This window comes from Shewanella baltica, from assembly GCF_900456975.1.
Taxonomy (GTDB): Bacteria; Pseudomonadota; Gammaproteobacteria; order Enterobacterales; family Shewanellaceae; genus Shewanella; species Shewanella baltica.
In genome coordinates, this window is record NZ_UGYM01000002.1 from 4,579,292 (window position 1) to 4,600,561 (window position 21,270).

Below are 21,270 nucleotides of genomic sequence, written 5' to 3' on the forward strand. Positions count from 1 at the left end.
CGACACCTATTACCGGCCATCAAACTTAAGGTTTACCCCTCGATTTCGCTCAATATTAGTCACACTCCAACATATTCAGCATCGAGATCCATAAAGCTATGCACAGGCTGACGCAGAGCGAAAGCGGGATTAAAGCCCTAAAGCTAGAGGAGCAACTTTGGTTAAATTGTAAATAAATATTTCAAAAATTCAGTAAAGAGTGATATTGATAAAAGGCTATTAACTCACTGTAAGGAAGCAATATGAGCCAAAACGCACTCGTTAGCCGCACTGGTCTTATCTTAGCTAGTGCTTTAATCACCTTAGGGCTGTTCGTCTTTATGGCGCAGCTCATCAACAATCCACAAACTGTCGCAGGACAAGCCTCGGATGCGCCGCAAATCAATATACTGATGGCAGAACGCACGCCGATACCGCCAAAAGAAAAAACTAAGCCCGAACCACCAAAGCCCATTCCTGCGCGGGAGCGTGTGAGTGTCCCCGGTGAAACCAGCGAGTCGTTAACTTTTACTTCTGAGACATTCATGCCCGAAATGCAAACGCAAACCACCCTCTATACACAATCTGCGATGACAGCCGAAGCTCTGCCAGTTGTGCAAGTGTCGCCTCGTTATCCCATAGATGCGGCGCAAAGTGGTAAAGAAGGTTATGTGGTTGTGGGGTTTGATATTACGGCCGACGGCACTGTGAGTAATGTGCGGGTATTGGATGCGAACCCTAAGCGTGTTTTCGATAAGGCGGCGTTATCAGCGGTGCAGAATTGGAAGTACAAACCGAAATTTGATGCAGGCAAAGCCGTTGCGCAACTCAATCAGCAAGTGCAGTTAGACTTTAAATTAGATCAAAAGATTTAATCCGCAGACGAATCAAAACGCACAAAAAAGCCCTGCAATCTCTTTCGAATTAAAAGAGTTCAGGGCTTTTTGATTGAACTTTTTTCAGGATTACTCAGGAATCGCTAAACCTTGTTTGCGGCTGATATGGGTCTTTTGCCACCACAGAAATGGCGCCACCACTAATATCAACACCAATACATAGGACATGCTCGCACCTAGGGCAAAACCTAATGCCAAGCAAAACGCACAACCCAGCGCGACTAGTGGCCAATTATGGCGCGGTAATAACTTAGCGGCCGCTAACATTGCCATCAAATAGATCACCACAAATACGCCGTTGCTCCATGCAATAAGGTGTTCTAACTCTTGTCCAGTAAGATATGTCAGCACTATCACGCTCGCCATCACAGATAACAGTGCAGCCAGCGCGCGAATAGGTACGCCGTGGGCATTCTTCACCGCAAAAAAGCGCGGCAAAATGCCTTCACAACTAAAGCTCCACACTAAACGTGCCGCACTGGCCGAATACACGTTCACGGTTGCCAATCCACTTGCAATCCCCAACACGCCAATCACTTGCGCGCCGTAACCACCAAGCAACTGATCAAACACGCCGATCATAGCGACGCTTTTATCCGTCGGTACTAACAGTAGTAATAGTGTACAAGCCACATAAATGACGCCCACCAGCACAGTACCCATCATCATAGCGGGGATCATATCCTGCTGCGGACGGCGAAAATCATCGGCCAGATGCGTCATCGCTTCTATGCCCAAGAAACTCCAAAAAGCGATGCCAGCGGCAATCATCACAGTCGGCATTTCAGGCATACCATGGCTGGCGAGTGTTGTCAGATGACCGGGCTGAAAACTGCTTGCGCCAAATAAGAGGACAACGACGGCCACTATGCACAGCGTTAAGCCAAATTGTAGCTTGGCCGACACTTGAATGCCCCTTAAATTAATCAGGAACAGGCCAAAAATCACTAATACTTCAACACCGACCTTGGACCAACCCGATATCGGCATTAAGGCATTCACAAACTGAAAGGTCATCAAAATCGCGGCGGGGGCGCCCATGGGCACAACAAGTAAAAAGATCAGTCCAATTGTTCGACCAGCGGTGCGACCAAAGGCTTTTTCGACAAAGTAAGCGGGGCCAGCAGCATGGGGAAATACACTCGCTAAACGACCAAAGACCAGCGCCACAGGAATAATGGCTAAGGTGAGCAATATCCATGCGACTAGCGCGCCAGATTGCGCTTTTTCAATTGTCATCTGAGGCAAAATAAACACCCCAGTACCGAGCAAAGTGGTCGCCATTAGACCCGCACCTTGCCAACGACCTATAGTTCCGCTATTTGAATTCATCTGTTAATATTCTGTGGTATTTGAGCTGTCAGTATAGTGAGATTTTGCCCCACAATCTGCCGTTAATTTCAGTGTTCTCCACGTCCAATACCGGCAAAATCACGGCAAATAGCGTTATTTCCATCAAAATGACGGCCAGCTTAAGGTGTGGTGAAATTATAAGCTCAAATACTCAGTAAATTCTGTTGCCATTCAAACCAATGGCAAAATTGCACACAGATCCAATATAGCCATTTTCACTGGAGTCACCCTTGGATAAATTCGATACCGCCATCATTCATAGTTTGCGTCAGGATGCACGCCAGAGCGTGTCGAATATTGCCGAACAGGTGAACCTTTCCCGCAGCGCGGTAGCCGAGCGGATTAAAAAACTCGAACAGACTGGGGTGATCCGTGGCTATCAAGTGCTCTTGAGTGAGTCGCAAAAAGAAGGGGTGTCGGCTTACTTCGAAATCCAGCATCAATGTCCACGTTGCGCCGACGTAGTACACGTATTCCAAGCGATCCCCGAAGTGATCACTTGCCGTGGTATTTCCGGTGATATGGATTTACTCGTGTACGTGCATGCACCCTCAATGCGCCGCCTGCATGAGATCCGTGAATATATCGACACTCACACTGACATCATCAAGATCAAAACCCATGTAGTGATGAGTGAGTGGATTAATAATTTAGGCGAGTAACTTAAATCGAGTGGCCCTAAAGCAAGAAACGCCACCCTAAGGAATAGAGGTGGCGAGGCCCATTTGGAGGCAGGGCAAAATATTGAAGTGTAAAATATGGCATCCTTGCCCAGCGACCTCCCTGTTACACAACCAACCGCGACTAGACTTACCCCTTGAGAGCTCAGCCAGCGCCGCAAGGGCCTCATCTACAATGTTTTCCTTTGACATTGTTTCCGCGATCCGTCGATTTCCTTGATTATTATCATCTTGTTCGTCTTGAATGAAGCGTTCGCACCTTAAGCGATCGTCATTTGTCCTGTGTACAGTATGAAGTTACGCAGCAATAACACCCCGATTAAGCTCAAGCAAGCCGTCCCTGCTACATAAGCCCATTTGCGTTTCGACGTCGTGGTCATAAACAGGTTCATCGCTAACGGGCCTGATAAACCGAGTCCGATAATCCCTACCCAGAAAATCCAGCCCCAGAAGCCATAACCTAAGGCATTAAAGGCGGCAATTTTACTCTGTCCACCTGTTAGTACTAAGCCCATAAAGAAGGTAAAAATCAGCACGATTTCGACTAAAATTAGTGGAATTTCAACCTTGTGGATAAAGTGCACCTCTTTGTCATTCGGTTTGCCATTCATCAACACGCCACCGAGTAAAGAAGATGCCGCACCGGAAGACAGCCCTGATACCAAGAACAGTAAAGGCAGCACAGGATTTTTCAGCATGGGATAACCAGGTAACGCAGATAACAAGAAGCCGGTATACGCGCCCAATGCTAAGGATAGAATCACCAGTAATCCCGTAATCGTCGCCTCAAACCGAGCTAGCAAAGCCGTCAGTTTAAGGACGATAGGGAAACGCGATTCACACCAAGCATCGACAGGTTTGCGAAAGATCAACCCAATCCACATAAACATAAACACTTGGTAAATCAACAGAATAAGTACACCCATCGACATCACAGATTTAGGATTGTAAAACACCAAAATCTTCCAGAAATCGAGGGGTTTAGTTAAATCTGCGACCAATATGCCTAAGCCCGCCATTACGGCGACTGGGGCGACAATACAGGCGGCACGTATAAAACCAGACTGATAGGCGTTTTGCTTCAAAACAAAATGTTTCAACAGTACGGCAAAGAACATAGCCCCTGCTGATACACCCGCTAAAAACAGGTAAATTGCAATCGGCCAATGCCAGACTAAGGTATCAAAATGTAGGGCACTCATAGTATCACCTCCCCGGATTTTGCCAGGATACGGAACAACTTAGGTCGCGTTCCGAGGGCGACTTTCGCGCGTTGAGTTGGGTTAGCGCGCAGCACTTGTACTAACTCAGACGTTGGATCTTTTAAATTACCGAACACTAACGCCTTAGTCGGACAAGCCTCAACGCAGGCAGGCTGTTTACCTTGCGCAAGATTCGTCTCACGGCAGAAATCACACTTATCCGCCGCGTGGGTGACTGGATTAATAAAACGAATTTTGTAAGGGCAAGCCGCAATACAATATTGGCAGCCGACACATTTCCACGCATTGACTGACACTATGCCGGTTTCTTTATCAATAAAGGCAGCCCCCGTTGGGCACACGTTGACACAAGGTGCATCTTCACAATGCTGGCAAGAAACACGGCTAAAGTGATAATACTCATTCGGATACTCACCGAACGGTCCAGTTTGCTCAATCCTGACCCGAGAAACCCCTTCTGGCACTTGATTGGTTTCACGACATGCCACTTCACATGCGCGGCAACCAATACACTTAGTTTCATCATGAATCATCGCATATTTAATATCTGACTCTGCTTTAGCACCTTCAGCGGCATTCACTGTGGCGAGCAGTGATGCGCCCGTAGCGCCAGCAAATAAGGCACATGTGCCTTTTAGAAATCTTCTTTTTGAATTTTCCATAACCTACCCCTACTGGCCACTATGGCAATTGCGGCACAGCTCACTGCGAACTTTTGGCGTCATGTCTGCCATAGGTTCGGTTGGGCTATGTAATTTATGACAGGCGGCACAGGGCACTTTTTGTGCGTGCACATTATGCGTCCATTCGGTTTCACCCAGTTTTCGCTGTGTATGGCACTTGTGACAAACGGCGAGCTGAGTATCAAGCTCCGAGCCATCTTTCATACCAAACACTACGATATCATTCGGCTTTTTAGGGTGGTCGCCTTTTTCACCATGACAGGTTGAACAGGTCATTTTCATCGCATCTTGGCCGTGATGCCCTAACATTTGACCGTTACGTTTGTGGCACTTCATACAAGTCGTGTCACTGTTAATTTGAAAGGCCGACTCGGCACTTGTCGCACCAAAGCTTAAAAGCAATGCAATTGCACCCAAGCGAATCGACCACAGCCATTGTCTTTTGGACATAGGGAGTCCTCACATTTATTTTGGGAAGGGAGAAGAGGAGTGTCAGGGTTCGGAGTTACCCGAACCCGACGGTCGGATCAGACGGCTAACGCTTGCTTTAGGCTCTGTGTATCCCACTGTTTATGTTGGTTCATTTCAATAAAGTTGATATTGAACTTACTAAACAGCTTTTTCATTGGCGAGTTGTGTTCTTTGCCAAAATCACTGATCACCATTTTCACTTCAGATGAGTCATGATCTATTAACACATAGTCTAGTCGGCACTCGTGATTTAAATCAGCGTCATGCTGGTCCATTTCAAATACGGTGTCTAGCGGGACATTACAGCAAACATCGTATTTGCCTTCCACTACGGTTTTTAACGATTTAAAAAAGTTAAAACTTTGTTTATCGAACAGTACTGGTTTAAGTTTCATTTCATGATGTTCTGCCTCATCGGGGCCTGCTTTAAAAAACTTAATGCAGGTCATGACGAACATGACAAAAACAAATGGCACTGCTACAAACAGCACGAAATACATAAACGCATAGCTGAGAATGACTGAAGTATTCATAACGCCTCCAATAACCTATTTATTTTTTGTTATCTCTTTTAACGCAACTTTAGTATTAACGTGAAGCGTTTTATTTTTTTTGAACACGATCACATTTAACAATGGCAATTTAATAATAAACAATAAGTTAAGAATTCGATCTCATTACCATTTAGCGCAAATCTTGAATGTAAAAATAGATAATTGATAATCGCCAATGTGAAATTCAATTAAATGAATTTCACCTTTTAAAATTCCAAATTTATCTTTATCACATTTTGAAATATAAAAAATATTAAATCTAAAAACGACACTAGCAGACTGCGATATTATAGTTTTGAAGTTGAGATATGTTTCACATTAAATTTATTTAATGACGCCATAATTAATCGTTCTTTAAAGTATTTGCTCGATAAAAGGGATATAAAAAATGCACATTAGTAACATGGATGGCCTAGATATTCTGAGTTTGAAAATACTCGTTTCATTATATGAGAACAAGTCTGCAACATACGTATCTAAGGCTCTTGATATTCCGGCTCCTAAAATTAGTCGTAGCCTTAAAAATCTACGGGAAATTTTTGGTGATGAACTTTTCATTCGTCGTAAATACGGACTATTCCCCAATGAGTTTGCGACCCATTTATATCCAATCGCGAAAGAAGCCATTGAATGTACTGATAAGTTTCATAAGGCCAGAGCCGCAAATGCTAACTTAGTGAAAACGCATATCGAGATTGCTGCTCCCGGCTTGATTGCTTACGCTTTTCCGAAAGCGTTAATGCAGGCCATTAAAGATGAACAGAAGCTGATGCACATTAATATCACCCCTTGGTCTATGCATACGACCCAAGACATTATTAACGGTGATACTACGCTGGGCATTTGCTGCAATAAAAGCACGGCTGATGTGGCCGCCTTTGGCGATAAACTCCTGACGACCACTTTGCAAAGCATGGATAAGGTTTACCTTCTTGCGAGCCGTAATCATCCTATTTTCAAACGGGAAATCACTTTAGAGACGATTGCAGAATATCCCTATGTGAATACCGACCTTGGTAATCCCAGTTCTAAGCTCAGTCCTTACCAAGAGTTTTGTCTGAAGAGCAACATTAAACTCAATACTGAAATTACTATTACCAGTATTTCAAGTTTGTTTGAATACCTAGGAGAGAGTCAGGCACTGTCGTTATTGCCCTACCGCGTGGTTTACGAGATGGTAAGTGATGTGGCTGAACTGCACACATGCCAGCTATCGCAACTCGAAGCCGAACGTTTATATGCTCATGCCGAAGCGCCAACCATTTTCTTAGTGCAAAAAAATCAGCCAAGCAAAGTGAATGATGATTTAGTGTGGCTAAGTGGACAGATTAAAAAGATTGTTGACCATATTATTTAGCCCAAAGCAGCTTACACAACCCATAGACTAGCCACTGTACAGAGGTGATAGGCATCCCTTGCCTTAGCTTAGGCTCCACCTCAGCCCCCATACAAACCCGCCGAGAATTGTTAAGCCAAGCATACATCTTGGGGCATAAACACGTTACACTAAGCCCATCTTTATCCTAATAGATTCAGCTATGCGGACCGAAAATACAGCCACTCTTAATCTTATTTGGGGAGCCCTTATTCTTGAGGAGTTGGCACGTCTTGGCGTGCAACATGTGTGTATGGCACCGGGCTCGCGCTCGACGCCGTTAACCCTCGCCGCCGCCCAGCAAACTAAACTCCAGCGTCACCTGCATTTTGACGAACGTGGACTCGGCTTTATGGCCTTAGGTCTGGCAAAAGCCAGCCGCGCACCGGTCGCTATCATCACCACCTCGGGCACCGCCGTCGCTAACTTGTATCCTGCGATTGTTGAAGCTTGGCTAACCCACGTGCCTTTGATCGTCTTAAGCGGCGATCGTCCACCCGAATTACTCGGCTGCGGCGCCAATCAAGCCATAGTCCAACCGGGGATTTTTGCGAATTACGCTACCCAAGTGAATCTGCCAACGCCAGATACGCATATCGCACCGCAGGCCTTGCTCACCACAGTGGATGAAGCGGTGGCGAATCAAACTCGTCCAGTGCACATCAACTGCATGTATCGCGAGCCCTTGTATCCGAGTGAACTCAGTGGCGTGATTCTCGATGCCGAATCGCCTTACCTCAAACCACTGCAAACTTGGCTGCAACTCGCCCGCCCGTATACCCAATACGGCAAGTGCAAACAATTGAGCAGCCCCAGTGACGATGCCATCATGCGGTTCGTCCACGGTAAAGGCGTGATCGTTGTCGGTACACTCACGCCCGAGCAAGATCCACAGCAGCTTATCGCGTTATCGCAAAAAATTGGCTGGCCTTTGCTTACCGATGCCCAGTCGCAACTGCGCCAACATCCCGCGGCAATAGGCAATATCGACCAACTGCTACAACATCCAAAGGCGCGCAATCTATTACAGGAAGCGGATCGCGTACTCGTGTTCGGCGGCCGTTTATTGTCAAAACGGGTGATAGGTTATCTTGCTGAGCAGAATTGGCACAGCTACTGGCAGGTGTTACCCGAGCAAGACAGGCTAGATCCGAGCCACAATGCGAAGCACATTTGGCATGCCAATGCAGAGCAGTTTGCGGCCTTGAACTGGTATCGTTCATCCTCAGCGAACTGGGCGAATACCTTAATCACCTATAACGATGAATTGCATAACTTATTTGTGCGCAACATCGATCAAGGGGAATTTGGTGAAGCGCAAGTGATACGCGCCATCGCTAACACTCGCCCCTTAGAACAGCAGCTTTTTATCGGCAACAGCCTGCCTGTACGCTTGTATGACATGTACGCCCCAGTTAGTTGCTGCACAGCGACCACTTATACCAACCGTGGCGCCTCTGGTATTGACGGCTTGCTCGCCACCGCTTGCGGCATTGCGGCCCACGAAGGCAAGCCCACCAGTTTGATCATCGGTGATTTATCACAACTGCACGATCTTAACTCGCTGGCCATCGCCAAAGGCTTAACCAGCCCGCTGGTGATCGTGATCCTCAATAACGATGGTGGCAATATCTTTAACTTATTGCCGGTTCCCAATGAACAAGTCCGCAGTGATTATTATCGACTCAGCCACGGCTTAGAATTTGGCTACGCCGCAGCCATGTTTAATTTGCCCTATAATCAAGTGGATAATTTAGCCGATTTTCAAGATAGTTATAATGAAGCACTGGATTTTCAGGGGGCTTCGATCATTGAAGTCAATGTGAGCCAAAACCAAGCCAGCGACCAAATCGCCGCGCTCAACCTTTGGGTGAAACAAAGCTAATGCCAACCATGGCCCGTTACGGCGATCCTTCACTACCGACCTTAGTGCTACTGCATGGCTTTTTGGGTACTAAGGCGGACTGGTTGCCGTTAATGCCTGCGCTAAGCCAGCACTTCCATTGTATTTGTTTGGATCTGCCTGGCCATGGAGATAATCAAGCTGAAGGGCCGACTGAGGCTAAGCTCGATTTCGACTTTTGCGTCGAAAACATAATGACGCGGCTCGATAGCCTTAATCCAAGTCCCGAACCGTTTCATCTCTACGGTTATTCCTTAGGCGGGCGTATTGCCTTGCACCTTGCAAAAGCCTATCCGCAGCGCTTGTTAAGTCTGAACCTCGAATCCTGCCACCCAGGGCTCGCAGACCCGCAAGAAAAAACGGCCAGAACCAAGAATGATACCCAGTGGGCCGAGCGTTTATTGCATCTGGCTAGCAAAGATTTTTTAAACTTGTGGTATCAGCAGCCCGTGTTTGCCGACATGACTGCGGCCAAACGTAAAGCCTTAATTGAGCAGAGATCTGCCGTCTTAGATCTGCATCCTAAACAGCTGCTTAAAGAGGTATTCTTAGCCACTTCACTTGCGCGCCAAGCATCGATGTGGGATGTGCCTTCGCAGCTTGCCTGTGAATGCCATTTCTTTGCGGGCAGCCAAGATGCCAAGTTTCACGCCCTCGCCCAAGAGTGGCAATTACACGCACCTATTCTCGTCCACAGTATTAGCGACGCCGGACACAACATACACCAAGCAGCTCCCGAGGCATTAATCACAAAAATAGTTAAGCTGCTTGGGTAAATAACAGAATTAAAATGTAGGAAATATATGATCTTAACTTCGCTTAACCTGTATCAATATCGACTACCGCTCGATGTATTATTGCCCGTAGGCAAGCAACGCATCGACCGCAGGGCTGGATTAGTATTGCAAGCCTGCGCCAACGCGAATGTTGGTGGCGAATACAGACAAGTCGAAGTTGAAATCGCCCCACTCTCTGGCATAGATGTCGATGAACAAGTCTTAGTGGGATTTAGCCGCGAAACACTGGCTCAAGTGCAAACGGCGTTAACCGAGTTATTACCCCGGCTCGGCGGTCAGCATATCGATACCCTGCTGGATTACGCCGAGCAAAGCCCTTACCCTTCCTTGGCCTTCGGTTTAAGTCTGTTGCATGCCAAGTTAATGGGCAAACTCGATGCCATTCGTCCACAAACTGCCACCGTCCCTTTGATTTATCATCCAACGGATGCGGGCAATGACTTGCTCGATAACAAGATTGCGGCGCTCGGCATGCATGTTCACTCGGTGAAAGTTAAAGTCGCGCAGACTTCGATCGAAGATGAACTGAGCCTGATTTATGGCATTTTACGTACCCGCCCCGATCTCAAATTGCGTTTAGACGCGAACCGTGGTTTTACACTAGAACAAGCCATCGAATTTGCCGCTTGTCTGCCCCTAGACACCATCGAATACATAGAAGAGCCTTGCCAGAATCCACAGGATAATCTGGAATTTTATCAAGCGATTGGTATGCCCTACGCCCTCGATGAATCGCTTAACGATCCCGATTATCAGTTTGTAATGCAAAATGGCCTGACTGCGCTCGTCATCAAACCTATGCTGCTCGGCAGTATTGAAAAGCTAGCCCATTTAATCGATACGGCGCAAAGCTATGGCGTGCGTTGCATTATCAGTTCGAGTCTTGAAAGCAGTTTAGGCATTAGCGATCTCGCCCATTTAGCCGCGATTCTCACTCCCGATGAAATCCCAGGACTCGATACCCTCAGCGCCTTTAGCCAAGATTTAATCGTGTCATCGGGTAAAAAACACTGCCTCACACTCGCCCAACTTGAACTCATTGCACAACACGCCATTGATTCAACGCAGCAAAGTGATTTGGGTGCAGCCAAGCGTGAGGAAAACTAGTTTGTCTGACAAACGCCTATCGAAGTTGCTAGCACTGCCACCCGTGCACCAAGCCGCGTTGGCGTTTCCACAGCAGACGGCTATCAAGTTAGCTGGACAAAACATTCGTTACTCTGAGCTTAGCCAGCGCGTTATCGCACTGGGTCAGCAGCTAAGAGCTGCAGGCATCGCAGAGGATGAGCCACTCGCCTGTATTGCAGTGAATAATCTCCAGATGATTTGCCTCTATTGGGCCTGCATCGATATCGGGGCGATCTTTTTTCCTATCTCACCTCGTTTTCCTCTCGCGCAGATCCAAGGTTTAATCGATGAACATCAGATCCGCTATGTGTGGCGGGCTGAGATTTCTGATCTGCAAAATTGCAGCCAACTAGCCTTAGATTTTAATCGCCTCAGCAAAGAGTCAGCTCAGCCTGTCGATATTACCCGCCCTGCCAATGTGATTTTAACGTCGGGTTCTAGCGGTTTTCCAAAAGCGGCGGTCCATTGCTTAGCCAACCATATTGCCAATGCCGAAGGCGCTCGCAGCTTAATCGCGCTCAAACAAGATGATGCTTGGCTGCTCTCCTTGCCATTATTCCACATCGGTGGTCTAGCGATATTAAACCGCTGTGCCTTAGTCGGTGCCACTGTTGTTATGCCAGACCAAGCGCTAAGTCTTAGTCAGCAAATTGACCAAGATAAGCTGACCCACCTCTCTTTGGTGCCAGCACAACTGAGCAAGTTATTAGCCGACACAAGCAGCAAACTTAAAAGTATCAAAGCCTTAGTACTTGGCGGCGGCGCAGTCTCGCTAGACTTACTCGCGCAGCTTAAGCAACGCAATATCGCCAGTTACACGAGTTACGGCATGACAGAAATGGGCTCGCAGATCACCACAGGTCCCGCATTAAGCGACGGCAGCAGTGGCAAATTACTCCCCAAGCGTGAGCTTAAAATCGAAGACAGTGTGATTTGGGTGCGCGGCGAATGCCTGTTTATCGGCTACCTCACCCCAGAGGGAATACAAGCTGGCGTGGATCAAGAAGGCTGGTTTTACACCAAAGACAGGGGCGAATGGGACGAAAATGGCAATCTACACATCCTTGGTCGCGTCGATAACATGTTCATTTGTGGCGGCGAAAATATCCAACCAGAAGAAATCGAAGCCGCGCTTAAACAGCACCCACAAATAGATGATGCTATCGTTTTCGCCATCCCCGATGCACAATTTAGCAATCTCCCCGCCGCTATCCTTCGCGGCAGTTTAACTCATCACACAGAGTCGATTGCCAATGAACTCGAATTGTTCCTCGCCGAAAAAATCGCCCGCTTCAAACGCCCAAGACAATATTATGTATGGCCAGAAAATCATGAGCAGACAGGGCTGAAAGTAAATAGAAAAGCCTTGATAGCTAATCTTGTTAAACACTGACAACGTCATCAAGCCAAATTTCACCCATAAAAAAACCTGCCGTAGCAGGTTTTTTTATGGCTAAATCACTGTCACCTTAAACGTGATGCGACTTAGGCTTCCATGCAAGCTTTCAGCTTGTTCATGGCATTTTTCTCAAGTTGGCGAATACGTTCAGCCGACACTTGATAAGTCTCTGCAAGTTCTTGCAGTGTGGTTTTATCGTCATCTAACCAACGGGCGCGCAGAATATGCTGGCTGCGTTCGTCTAAGGTTTTGATGGCCGATAATAAACGACCTTGGGCATTCGATTCCCAGTTATCGTTTTCAATGTTTTCCGCTAAATCCGATGAATGATCTTCCAAATAATGGACTGGGGCAAAATCATGCTCCTCGTCTTGATCATTGGTTAAATCAAATGCCGGATCTTGCGCAGCCATACGTGATTCCATTTCGGTCACATCGGCCTTAGACACACCTAAATTTTCAGCCACCATAGTGACTTCTGCATCGCTGAACCAACCTAAGCGTTTTTTCGCTTTACGGATGTTAAAGAACAACTTACGTTGCGCTTTAGTGGTCGCGACTTTAACAATGCGCCAGTTTTTCAGCACATATTCATGAATTTCAGCTTTGATCCAGTGCACAGCAAAAGACACTAGACGCACGCCAACATCGGGATCGAAGCGTTTAACCGCTTTCATCAAGCCTATGTTGCCTTCTTGGATCAGGTCTGCCTGTGGCAAACCATAGCCTGAATAGCCCTTTGCAACGTGCACTACAAAACGTAAGTGCGACATAATCAGTTGCTTCGCAGCTTGTAGATCACCAGTTTCCTGTAAACGCTTGGCCAACTCATACTCAGCCTCAGCGTCCAGCATGCTGATGCTAGTCACTGAATGGATATAAGCTTCTAGACTACTGGCGCCCTGTGGGACTGTCAGTGCCATTGATTGCGTTTGAAAGGTCATTCGCTCTCCTACATTTATCAGACTACTTACGAGTGCATTCTAAGGTTCAATAACAAAATACCCTAAGAATAAGCTCACGAACTATCGGCTAATTGACAGAGTATGTCAACCTCAGCTCGTTTGCGATACCCTTTTTACCTCGCTGAAGTAGACATTGCAAGTGAACAAAAGTTCATTCCTCAGCATTTTTTTCATCACTTTTTTTAGTTTAATCGACTGATTATTATGAAGGTTCAATCGACCGTAAATGCTGGCGTACAGACAAATACGAACCTAACCAACCTAAAAATGACGCCAGTCCAACCAATTGCAGCAGTTCAGTAAAAGTGAGCGATTTCATCTCGAGCTGACTGCCATATAAGCCCAACAGCTCGGCAAGAGCCGAATCGAGATACCACACTAATAAGTTAATGATCAGCCAAGCCAATATGCCGCCAATCACCCCGTACCAAATCCCAGTGTAGAGGAATGGACGCTGAATAAAGGCTTCGGTTGCCCCAACAAGCTTCATCACTTCGATTTCGCTGCGTCGATTCATAATCGCTAAGCGAATCGTATTGCCTATCACTAAGACCACAGCCAGCACGAGTAATGCGGCAATCGCCATCACAGTGCGTTCAAGAAGACGCACTACCGCCTGTAACCGCTCTAGCCATTCGATATCTAAACGGCCAAAGCTAATCTCAGGCTCGCGCTCTAGCTTAGTCAAGAGTTCACGGGCGCCCACTGGCGTTGAATAACGCGGTGTCGGTGTGACGGTAATGACCGCTGGCAGAGGGTTTTTATCTAAATAGGCCAAGGCCTCGCCAAAACCAGACAGACGTTGAAACTCTTCTAGAGCTTGGTTTTTATCTATGTACTGCACTTTATCCACTTCGGAATAAGTCCGAATCCGCGTCAGCAGGCTCTGAATGGTTTGATCGCTACGATTGTCTTCGATAAACAAAGAGATCTCCGCAGCGCTGTTCCACGAGCTGGTAATGGTCTCAGCGTTTTTAACTAACACTTGCAATGCCGCAGGCAAACTCAGGCTCACACCCAATACTGCCATTGTCATCACGGAAGACACTGGGTTGCGCCAGAGTTCTCCCATACTCGCCATCGCTTGCTGAACGTGGCGAATAAAGAACATCACAATCCGCCCAGACAGAGGTAACTTACTGCGGGTTAATTTAGCGCTGTCGCTCATTGCCCTTCACCTCTATTCGTCGGCGCACGCGTATGCACGCTAGGATGCAACTCCTGTGCGCCCAACATACGACCCTGTTTGAGGGTGAAAGTGCGATATTTCATCCGCGCGATTAAGCCTAAATCATGAGTAGCGATTAACACGCTGGTTCCTGCATCGTTGAAGGTTTCAAACAGACGCAAAATATCCATCGATAATTTAGGATCTAAGTTACCCGTTGGTTCATCGGCGAGCAGTAAGGGCGGCTTGTTCACAATTGCGCGGGCAATGCCGACGCGTTGCTGTTCACCGCCAGACAACATAATCGGGTTATGGCGTTCTTTGCCATATAAACCCACCATGTCGAGGGCGCCGGCCACTCGCTTACGGATTTCACCGTGAGAGAAACCTTCAATCACCAGCGGCAAGGCCACATTGTCGAACACGCTTCTGTCCATCAATAGGTGATGGTTTTGGAAAATCATGCCGATATTCCGACGCAAATAAGGCACATGTTTAGGGCTAACTTTGGCGATGTCGTGGCCATTGATGGCGACACGACCGGTCGTCGCCCGCTCGATAACCGTGATTAATTTCAACAGCGTACTTTTACCCGCACCCGAGTGGCCGGTTAAAAATGCCATTTCACCTTGTTGAAGATGAAAATTCACATCTTCCAGCGCCATTTGGCCGCCAGGATAAATCTTACTGACCTGCTGAAAATCAATCATAAATTAGCTATCCGCTTTTTCTTGAGTGAACAAGGCATCGATAAATTCTTTCGAATTGAAGGTTCGCAAATCATCAATTTGCTCACCCACGCCTATGTAACGGATCGGAATATTAAACTTGTCGGCAATCGCAAACACCACGCCGCCCTTAGCCGTTCCGTCTAACTTGCTGATGGTAATACCCGTTACACCTACGGCTTCTTGGAATAATTGCGCTTGGCTAATCGCATTTTGTCCTGTGCTCGCATCTAATGTCAGCATGACCTCATGCGGCGTATCTGGGTCGAGCTTTTTCATCACTCGCACCACTTTCTTCAATTCTTCCATCAAGTGCGCTTTGTTTTGCAGGCGACCCGCAGTGTCGGCGATCAACACATCCACTTTACGTGCCTTGGCGGCTTGTAAAGCGTCAAACAGCACTGATGCACTGTCGGCACCTGTGTGTTGGGCAATCACAGTAATATCATTACGTTGGCCCCAAACCTGTAGCTGCTCTACCGCAGCTGCGCGGAAGGTATCGCCCGCGGCTAACATCACAGACTTACCTTGGCTCTGATATTGTTTGGCTAATTTGCCGATAGTGGTGGTTTTACCCACACCATTAACGCCGACCATTAAGATCACAAATGGGCCATTTGCATTGTCTGGCACTAACGGAATTGCGACTGGATCGAGCGTCTTCTGCATTTCTTCCCGTAGCAAGTCATATAAAGCTTCAGCATCTTTCAATTGCTTACGCGACGCTTGCTCGGTCAAATTCTTGATCAAACGCGTGGTTGTTTCGACGCCAACATCGGCGATTAATAACTGTTCTTCGAGTTCTTCAAACAGATCATCATCGATTTTCTTGCCGCGGAACAGGCCGATAAAACCACTGCCAATATTCTCGCTGGTACGCATCAAGCCACGTTTCAGACGAGCAAATAGCCCTTCTTTAACGGGTCTCGCCTGCGGCTCTGGCTGCAATTCAGTCACGGGCCCAGCGGTTTGTGCAGCTTCGGCCTGTTGTTGCGCTAACGCTTCTGCTTGCTCACGTGCTAATGCTTCAGCAGCGAGTTGCTCCGCAGCTAACGCTTCAGCGGCAGCTTGTTCGGCGGCAACACGAGCACTTTCAGCTTCCTCGGCTGCAGCTTGTTCAGCCGCCAGTCGTGCCGCTTCGGCCTGTTGCTCGGCTAAACGTTGAGCTTCGATTTGTGCTTGTTCGTGGGCAATACGCTCGGCTTCAGCCTTAGCATGCGCTTGGGCTAATTGCTCTGCAGCGGCTTTTTCAGCGGCTAAGTTATTTGCAGCAAGTTGTTCAGCTTCTAGCTGAGCAGCCGCCAGACGAGCCGCTTCGGCCTGTTGTTCGGCTAAACGTTGGGCTTCAATTTGCGCTTGCTCTTGAGCAATACGCTCGGCTTGCACTTTCGCAAGTTGTTCCGCTTCTAACTGAGCCGCCGCCAGACGCGCCGCTTCGGCTTGTTGCTCGGCTAAACGCTGAACTTCGATTGCAGCTTGTTCTTGGACAATACGCTCGGCTTGCGCCTGCTCGGCAGCTAACTGTTCTGCTGCCAGCCTTTCTGCGGCCGCTTGAGCCTCTGCCTCAGCCTCAGCAGCTAAACGTTGCGCCTCTGCGTGTTCTTGTTCTAAACGCTCTGCTGCTTCAGTGTCTTGTGTTGGAGTAACAACTGGAGTTTCAGCGACGACCTCATCTTGTGACTTATCTTTACGAAACCAGGAGAAAAAACCTTTCTTTGCCATGTGTGATTCCAGCGCTCTACTTCAGTGTTGAATTTTGAATAAGACCCTGATGTTATACCAGATTGCCTCGGCAATTACGCCCAAAAAGTCGGCAATTAGCTAAGCTCGCTCAGCCTTATCACCTTTTAGTGAGACTTTGATATAAAATAGTGGCCTTTATTAAGGTGGCATAGTCTACCACTTTCTTTCTTCAGGCAAAATCACGGGGGCACTTTGGTTAAGAATCGAACGGTCAAAAATAATGTGACCAAAAGTCCAACAGCCAAAAATAAACCCGGGAGCGGTCAAGTGCGGATCATCGCGGGCCAATGGCGTTCGCGTCGTTTACCTATTCAAGATCTCGAAGGTTTACGCCCGACAACAGACAGAGTGCGCGAAACCCTGTTTAACTGGCTTGCCAATGACTTAGTTAATGCGCGAGTACTCGACTGTTTCGGCGGCAGCGGCGCTTTAGCCCTCGAAGCCCTATCTCGCTATGCCAGTTTCGCCAAGATTATCGAGTTGCAACGCGGCGCAGCCATGCAATTAAAAGAAAATCTGCAAACCCTTAAATGCGATAAGGCCGAAGTGCTCAACGCCGATACCTTAGTGGTGTTGCAAAGGGGCTGCGAGCAAGGTTTCGATGTAGTGTTTATCGATCCACCCTTTCGCAAAGGATTGGCAGAAAAGACCATTCAACTGCTCGATACTCAAGCTTGGCTCAATGATGGCGCGCTGATTTATGTCGAGATCGAATCTGAATTAACCCAACTGGCCATTCCATCTAGCTGGCACGCCTTGAAAGAAAAGAATGCGGGGCAAGTGAGTTACCGCTTATATCAATATCAAGCCGACAACACTGCCGAACCTATCGAAGATGAAAGCCATGCCCTTGCTGATTAACCTAGGTAAAGCCATTACCCTCATCGCTTGGTTGATGATGGCCTACAACTTGGTTATGCCATTTGAAGGTAATGTGGCGATTATTTTGAATATCCTGTTTGGCATAACCTGCATGATGCACTGCTTCCAAGTGGCCATTTTCCACATGCTATTTAAGACCTTACTGCCATTAACAAAGCTTGATTATCTGCAAGTATTTATCTTCGGTATTTTTAGCCTGTTAGCTTATCGACAAAAAGTGATGACTCCAGCGAGTTAACCTAACATTTAGGCACCGTCAGGTACTCAGACACGGACAGCAAAAAGCCCTCAACAGAGGGCTTTTTAATGACTAACGATAACGTAAGTTAACCGTTAAACCTTATCCTTTAGGGTAAGGGTGAGCGACGCCTTTGTGACAGTCGATACAGGTTTTTCTATCTTCTGGGGCTTTCTTGAAGTTATTGCTGTGCATTCTCACTGCCATTTTGCTCATATTTTCTGATTGGTTTTCATAAATACGGTTGTGACAGTTTTGACAGGTTGAAGAATCGATTGCACGAAGGTAATCACGCGCTAACTCAGCTTGTTCTTTACGGTTTTCATCTAACCATGCTTGCGTGTTAAAGCCATCGATAGTTAAGAAACCAATAACGTCCTTAGAAACGATGATCTTTTTCTTCAGGTATTGGAATGGTTCCTGTGCGATGTGACATTGCTGACACTGAACCACGATACCCACACGGTTGTTACCGTGGGCAGACGCCATCACTTCATCTTTCAATGAATGTTGGCTGTGGCAGCTCATACAGAATGCGTCTTGGCTGGTTGCATGTAAGGTTGTTTGGGTTGCGAAATAGCCCACAACACCGATAACAATACCGACGACCAGTAGCGCCAGGATTGAATATTTTGCGCTAGGTTTAAATAGTGCACGCCAGTTCATCACTCTATCTCCAAAAATTGTCAAAATTAGTTTTTATAAGACTAGTTTATGTTCTTTCATTTATTAGAAATTTGATTTTAAGCCGAAATTTGCCGATTAAATTAACCTTAAAAGCGCAAAATGAGACTTAGCTCTAACTATTAGGACGACATTTGGTAAAAACCGCTAGCTGAGCTGCAATGCACTTTAACTAAAGCTAATGCAATCATCCCATAATCGCAAGTTAGCGATTATCGCGATGAGATTTCCCCTTTGAGAATCAATAACTATTGAAATCATTTCTAGAAAATAGAAATGTGATCTAAACGACGTTTTGTTTAATTATTAGAAGTGGCCAGGAATAAATCATTAGAAATTAAAAAATTGAACGCGATATGAAACTTTATCGGGCTAACTAAGGTCTCTAAGGGTAAGCAATCAATTTTCCGAGTTATCATGGCTAAATTTTGGATCACCATAGCAGTGTTATTTTCGCTAATCGCCCAATCGGCGATGGTGAGTGCTATGCCAACTTCAGCCAATACCAATGGCCACAGCAGTCAAACCATGCTGATGATGGATGCAGAAATGAACTGCACCATGCCAGATTGTTCTGCATCCGATTGCTTGCAACACTGCCAAGATAGCATGACAAATCATTGCCAAATCCATTGTCTATCATCACTTTTCATTGAGCCTGCAGCGCTAAAACTGGCCTTCGCCAACCCAGCAAGCAAGCGTATTGCCATCCAAGGCTGGGCGATGCAAACTGCCGATCTTGGACTCACTACGCCGCCTCCCACCTCCAATTCACTGTAACGTCTTTCGTTTTTTACAACGTAAAACCGACTAAACACCTATGATTGCGCCGCTGCATATCCGCACCGCAACGAGGTACAGAGAATTTTTGGAGTTTATTATGAAAACCTCTTTATTGAACAAAAGCTTACTAGGCCTAACTTTCGTTATCGGTGCCTTATTAAGTAGCACCACTGTCACAGCCGCTAGCTTAAAAAGCACAGATTCGCTCAGTGTTATCAGTATCAATGGTGTGCCAGCGACGCCCTTTAAACCTATCCAACTCTCCGCAGGGAAAGTACTGCTCGAGCTAAAATATCAGGATATATTTGATTATCGCGCCGATGATAGTGGTAACTGGGTTAAATCAGCGCCGCTTTACTTAGTGCTGGATGTGAAGGCGAGTGATAGCTACCAAATCACCCAGCCCAAAATAATGACTGAAGCTGAAGCGCGCCAATTTATTAAATATCCAACGATTCAACTCAGTATTAATGGTGACAAAGCGGGCGAATATCCACTGCAAAGCCACAGCCAGCTGATGGCGAAAATGTTAGTCAGCAATCCCGCTTTCTAATTTAGAAAAGCAAAATATTTAATTTGAGGCATGTGCTGAAATGTGAGTTAAATCATTACAGCATAATGCCTCTATGCTAGACTCGAGCCGTTCATCATTTGGAATACTTATGCATCACACACTCGGTCGTTACTTTTTAGTCATGTTCACTTTACTCGCACTCGTCGGGCAAAGTGTTGTGTCTAATGGTCACGCCATGGTGCCGCACACTATGGATATGAGTGCGATGAATCATGAAGCTTCCCCCCAAATGCACCATGCTGCCATGATGCAGATGAACACTGAGAATCCTTCTGACTCACATTCAATGGCCAACGCGGATTGCTGCAACGATAAAATGCTTCCCGGCGCGAAACAGCATTGCTGTGATGGCACCACATCATGTTCAAATGATTGTGGTCATTGTTTGACGATTTCAGTCGCTGGCACTCTATTCAGCCCACACCTCTGGCCAAGTGTGAGCATGAGCGATACTGCAATGGCCACTCCTATGCCTCATTTCCACTCGATCTCTTTGTCTTCGGCCTTTAAACCTCCGATAGCCTAGGCCTACTTTGCGCTTAATGGGCAAATCGCCCTAAAGAAGCCAAGCTAAAACGACAATCCAGTTAGCCCTAAGCTAACGCCAAATTTAGCCGTTTATTGTGGTGCCTTATCGTTAAATCGTGCACCCGAGTCTAGCAAAACGTTGTTAACTGAGCCGAATGCCAAGTTGTGGCATCAATCCGTCTATCAAAGCGAACCGCTTTGAACCACTGTGCTCACAGACGTTTATGCGCTCATATTCGGCCGTTAATCCGATGGAGTGAATAATATGAAAACACTAACTAATCTCGCCTTAATCGCATTCTTGCTGACCAGCACTAGCGTGTTTGCCACGGCTGCGCCGCACGAACATCAACACGACAATGCAAATCCACCGCAACAAGCACAAACCTATGTTTGCCCTATGCACCCCGAAGTGACTGGCAATAAAGGCGATACTTGCCCTAAATGTGGCATGGACTTAGAACCAAAGGCGACGGAAGTAAAAATGGCTGAAGGTACGATGCACAACGCGCACGAACACCACTAAGCTAGGCTGG

Annotated in this window: 23 protein-coding genes; 13 read left to right on the forward strand and 10 right to left on the reverse strand. The window is 46.9% G+C overall.

The window, feature by feature from the left end:
* Positions 1-242: 242 nt before the first annotated feature.
* Positions 243-854 carry an energy transducer TonB gene (locus DYH48_RS20485; RefSeq protein WP_115335779.1) on the forward strand — a complete coding sequence of 204 codons (612 nt, stop codon included), beginning with the start codon at positions 243-245 and terminating at the stop codon, positions 852-854.
* A gap of 90 nt (positions 855-944) precedes the next feature.
* Here the strand turns inward: DYH48_RS20485 and yjeH are convergent, their stop codons facing one another.
* Positions 945-2,207, reverse strand: coding sequence for an L-methionine/branched-chain amino acid transporter (yjeH, locus tag DYH48_RS20490; RefSeq protein ID WP_006079647.1), 1,263 nt, complete (start codon positions 2,205-2,207; stop codon positions 945-947).
* 251 nt (positions 2,208-2,458) lie between these two features.
* Between yjeH and DYH48_RS20495 the strand changes: the two genes are divergently transcribed.
* Positions 2,459-2,890 (forward strand): Lrp/AsnC family transcriptional regulator, encoded by a 432-nt coding sequence (locus DYH48_RS20495; protein ID WP_006079646.1) that lies wholly within the window; start codon positions 2,459-2,461, stop codon positions 2,888-2,890.
* A gap of 278 nt (positions 2,891-3,168) precedes the next feature.
* Here the strand turns inward: DYH48_RS20495 and nrfD are convergent, their stop codons facing one another.
* From nrfD to DYH48_RS20515, 4 genes are all read right to left on the reverse strand, one after another.
* Positions 3,169-4,110 (reverse strand): cytochrome c nitrite reductase subunit NrfD, encoded by a 942-nt coding sequence (gene nrfD / locus DYH48_RS20500; RefSeq protein ID WP_115335780.1) that lies wholly within the window; start codon positions 4,108-4,110, stop codon positions 3,169-3,171.
* Positions 4,107-4,793, reverse strand: a complete 687-nt coding sequence (locus tag DYH48_RS20505) for a 4Fe-4S dicluster domain-containing protein (RefSeq protein ID WP_115335781.1) — start codon at positions 4,791-4,793, stop codon at positions 4,107-4,109. Before DYH48_RS20505 ends, nrfD begins: the two co-directional genes overlap by 4 nt.
* A 9-nt stretch (positions 4,794-4,802) precedes the next feature.
* A complete protein-coding gene (locus DYH48_RS20510; RefSeq protein ID WP_012586446.1) occupies positions 4,803-5,264 on the reverse strand; it encodes a nitrite reductase in 462 nt (153 codons plus the stop codon).
* 77 nt (positions 5,265-5,341) lie between these two features.
* Positions 5,342-5,818 carry a DUF2726 domain-containing protein gene (locus DYH48_RS20515; protein ID WP_006079641.1) on the reverse strand — a complete coding sequence of 159 codons (477 nt, stop codon included), beginning with the start codon at positions 5,816-5,818 and terminating at the stop codon, positions 5,342-5,344.
* A gap of 409 nt (positions 5,819-6,227) precedes the next feature.
* Here DYH48_RS20515 and DYH48_RS20520 point away from each other — a divergent pair, with 409 nt between their 5' ends.
* The 5 genes from DYH48_RS20520 to menE all read left to right on the forward strand — a co-directional run bounded on the left by DYH48_RS20520 (position 6,228) and on the right by menE (position 12,435).
* Entirely contained in the window at positions 6,228-7,196 is a 969-nt protein-coding gene (locus DYH48_RS20520) for a LysR family transcriptional regulator (protein ID WP_006084593.1), read from the forward strand.
* Positions 7,197-7,377: 181 nt separating this feature from the next.
* On the forward strand, positions 7,378-9,099 hold the full coding sequence (menD, locus tag DYH48_RS20525) for a 2-succinyl-5-enolpyruvyl-6-hydroxy-3-cyclohexene-1-carboxylic-acid synthase (RefSeq protein WP_115335782.1): 1,722 nt from the start codon (positions 7,378-7,380) through the stop codon (positions 9,097-9,099).
* Positions 9,099-9,893 (forward strand): 2-succinyl-6-hydroxy-2,4-cyclohexadiene-1-carboxylate synthase, encoded by a 795-nt coding sequence (menH, locus tag DYH48_RS20530; protein ID WP_115335783.1) that lies wholly within the window; start codon positions 9,099-9,101, stop codon positions 9,891-9,893. Before menD ends, menH begins: the two co-directional genes overlap by 1 nt.
* A gap of 27 nt (positions 9,894-9,920) precedes the next feature.
* Entirely contained in the window at positions 9,921-11,021 is a 1,101-nt protein-coding gene (gene menC, locus DYH48_RS20535; protein ID WP_115335784.1) for an o-succinylbenzoate synthase, read from the forward strand.
* A gap of 1 nt (position 11,022) precedes the next feature.
* Positions 11,023-12,435 (forward strand): o-succinylbenzoate--CoA ligase, encoded by a 1,413-nt coding sequence (gene menE / locus DYH48_RS20540; protein WP_115335785.1) that lies wholly within the window; start codon positions 11,023-11,025, stop codon positions 12,433-12,435.
* 92 nt (positions 12,436-12,527) lie between these two features.
* Here menE and rpoH read toward each other — a convergent pair whose 3' ends face one another.
* The 4 genes from rpoH to ftsY form a co-directional block, all read right to left on the reverse strand.
* Positions 12,528-13,385, reverse strand: a complete 858-nt coding sequence (rpoH, locus tag DYH48_RS20545) for an RNA polymerase sigma factor RpoH (protein ID WP_006079635.1) — start codon at positions 13,383-13,385, stop codon at positions 12,528-12,530.
* A 223-nt stretch (positions 13,386-13,608) separates the two neighbouring features.
* Entirely contained in the window at positions 13,609-14,574 is a 966-nt protein-coding gene (gene ftsX, locus DYH48_RS20550) for a permease-like cell division protein FtsX (RefSeq protein WP_012090538.1), read from the reverse strand.
* Complete coding sequence (gene ftsE, locus DYH48_RS20555) at positions 14,571-15,284, reverse strand: cell division ATP-binding protein FtsE (protein WP_006079632.1); 714 nt, start codon at positions 15,282-15,284, stop codon at positions 14,571-14,573. The genes ftsX and ftsE overlap by 4 nt, the downstream gene beginning before the upstream one ends.
* Positions 15,285-15,287: 3 nt before the next feature.
* On the reverse strand, positions 15,288-17,024 hold the full coding sequence (gene ftsY, locus DYH48_RS20560; protein ID WP_115335786.1) for a signal recognition particle-docking protein FtsY: 1,737 nt from the start codon (positions 17,022-17,024) through the stop codon (positions 15,288-15,290).
* 213 nt (positions 17,025-17,237) lie between these two features.
* Between ftsY and rsmD the strand changes: the two genes are divergently transcribed.
* Both rsmD and DYH48_RS20570 read left to right on the forward strand, forming a co-directional pair.
* Entirely contained in the window at positions 17,238-17,906 is a 669-nt protein-coding gene (gene rsmD / locus DYH48_RS20565; RefSeq protein ID WP_115335787.1) for a 16S rRNA (guanine(966)-N(2))-methyltransferase RsmD, read from the forward strand.
* Positions 17,881-18,165: a DUF1145 domain-containing protein gene (locus tag DYH48_RS20570; protein ID WP_012588824.1), complete on the forward strand. Its 285-nt coding sequence runs from the start codon at positions 17,881-17,883 to the stop codon at positions 18,163-18,165. Before rsmD ends, DYH48_RS20570 begins: the two co-directional genes overlap by 26 nt.
* A 102-nt stretch (positions 18,166-18,267) precedes the next feature.
* Here DYH48_RS20570 and DYH48_RS20575 read toward each other — a convergent pair whose 3' ends face one another.
* Positions 18,268-18,831 carry a NapC/NirT family cytochrome c gene (locus DYH48_RS20575; RefSeq protein ID WP_006079625.1) on the reverse strand — a complete coding sequence of 188 codons (564 nt, stop codon included), beginning with the start codon at positions 18,829-18,831 and terminating at the stop codon, positions 18,268-18,270.
* Between the two features lie 435 nt (positions 18,832-19,266).
* Here DYH48_RS20575 and DYH48_RS20580 point away from each other — a divergent pair, with 435 nt between their 5' ends.
* The 4 genes from DYH48_RS20580 (at position 19,267) to DYH48_RS20595 (ending at position 21,260) form a co-directional block, all read left to right on the forward strand.
* Positions 19,267-19,629: a hypothetical protein gene (locus DYH48_RS20580; RefSeq protein WP_115335788.1), complete on the forward strand. Its 363-nt coding sequence runs from the start codon at positions 19,267-19,269 to the stop codon at positions 19,627-19,629.
* Between the two features lie 100 nt (positions 19,630-19,729).
* Positions 19,730-20,185, forward strand: coding sequence for a DUF2057 family protein (locus DYH48_RS20585; protein WP_011845453.1), 456 nt, complete (start codon positions 19,730-19,732; stop codon positions 20,183-20,185).
* Positions 20,186-20,294: 109 nt separating this feature from the next.
* A complete protein-coding gene (locus DYH48_RS20590; RefSeq protein WP_006079621.1) occupies positions 20,295-20,732 on the forward strand; it encodes a hypothetical protein in 438 nt (145 codons plus the stop codon).
* A 267-nt stretch (positions 20,733-20,999) separates the two neighbouring features.
* Positions 21,000-21,260, forward strand: coding sequence for a heavy metal-binding domain-containing protein (locus DYH48_RS20595; protein WP_115335789.1), 261 nt, complete (start codon positions 21,000-21,002; stop codon positions 21,258-21,260).
* Positions 21,261-21,270 lie beyond the last annotated feature (10 nt).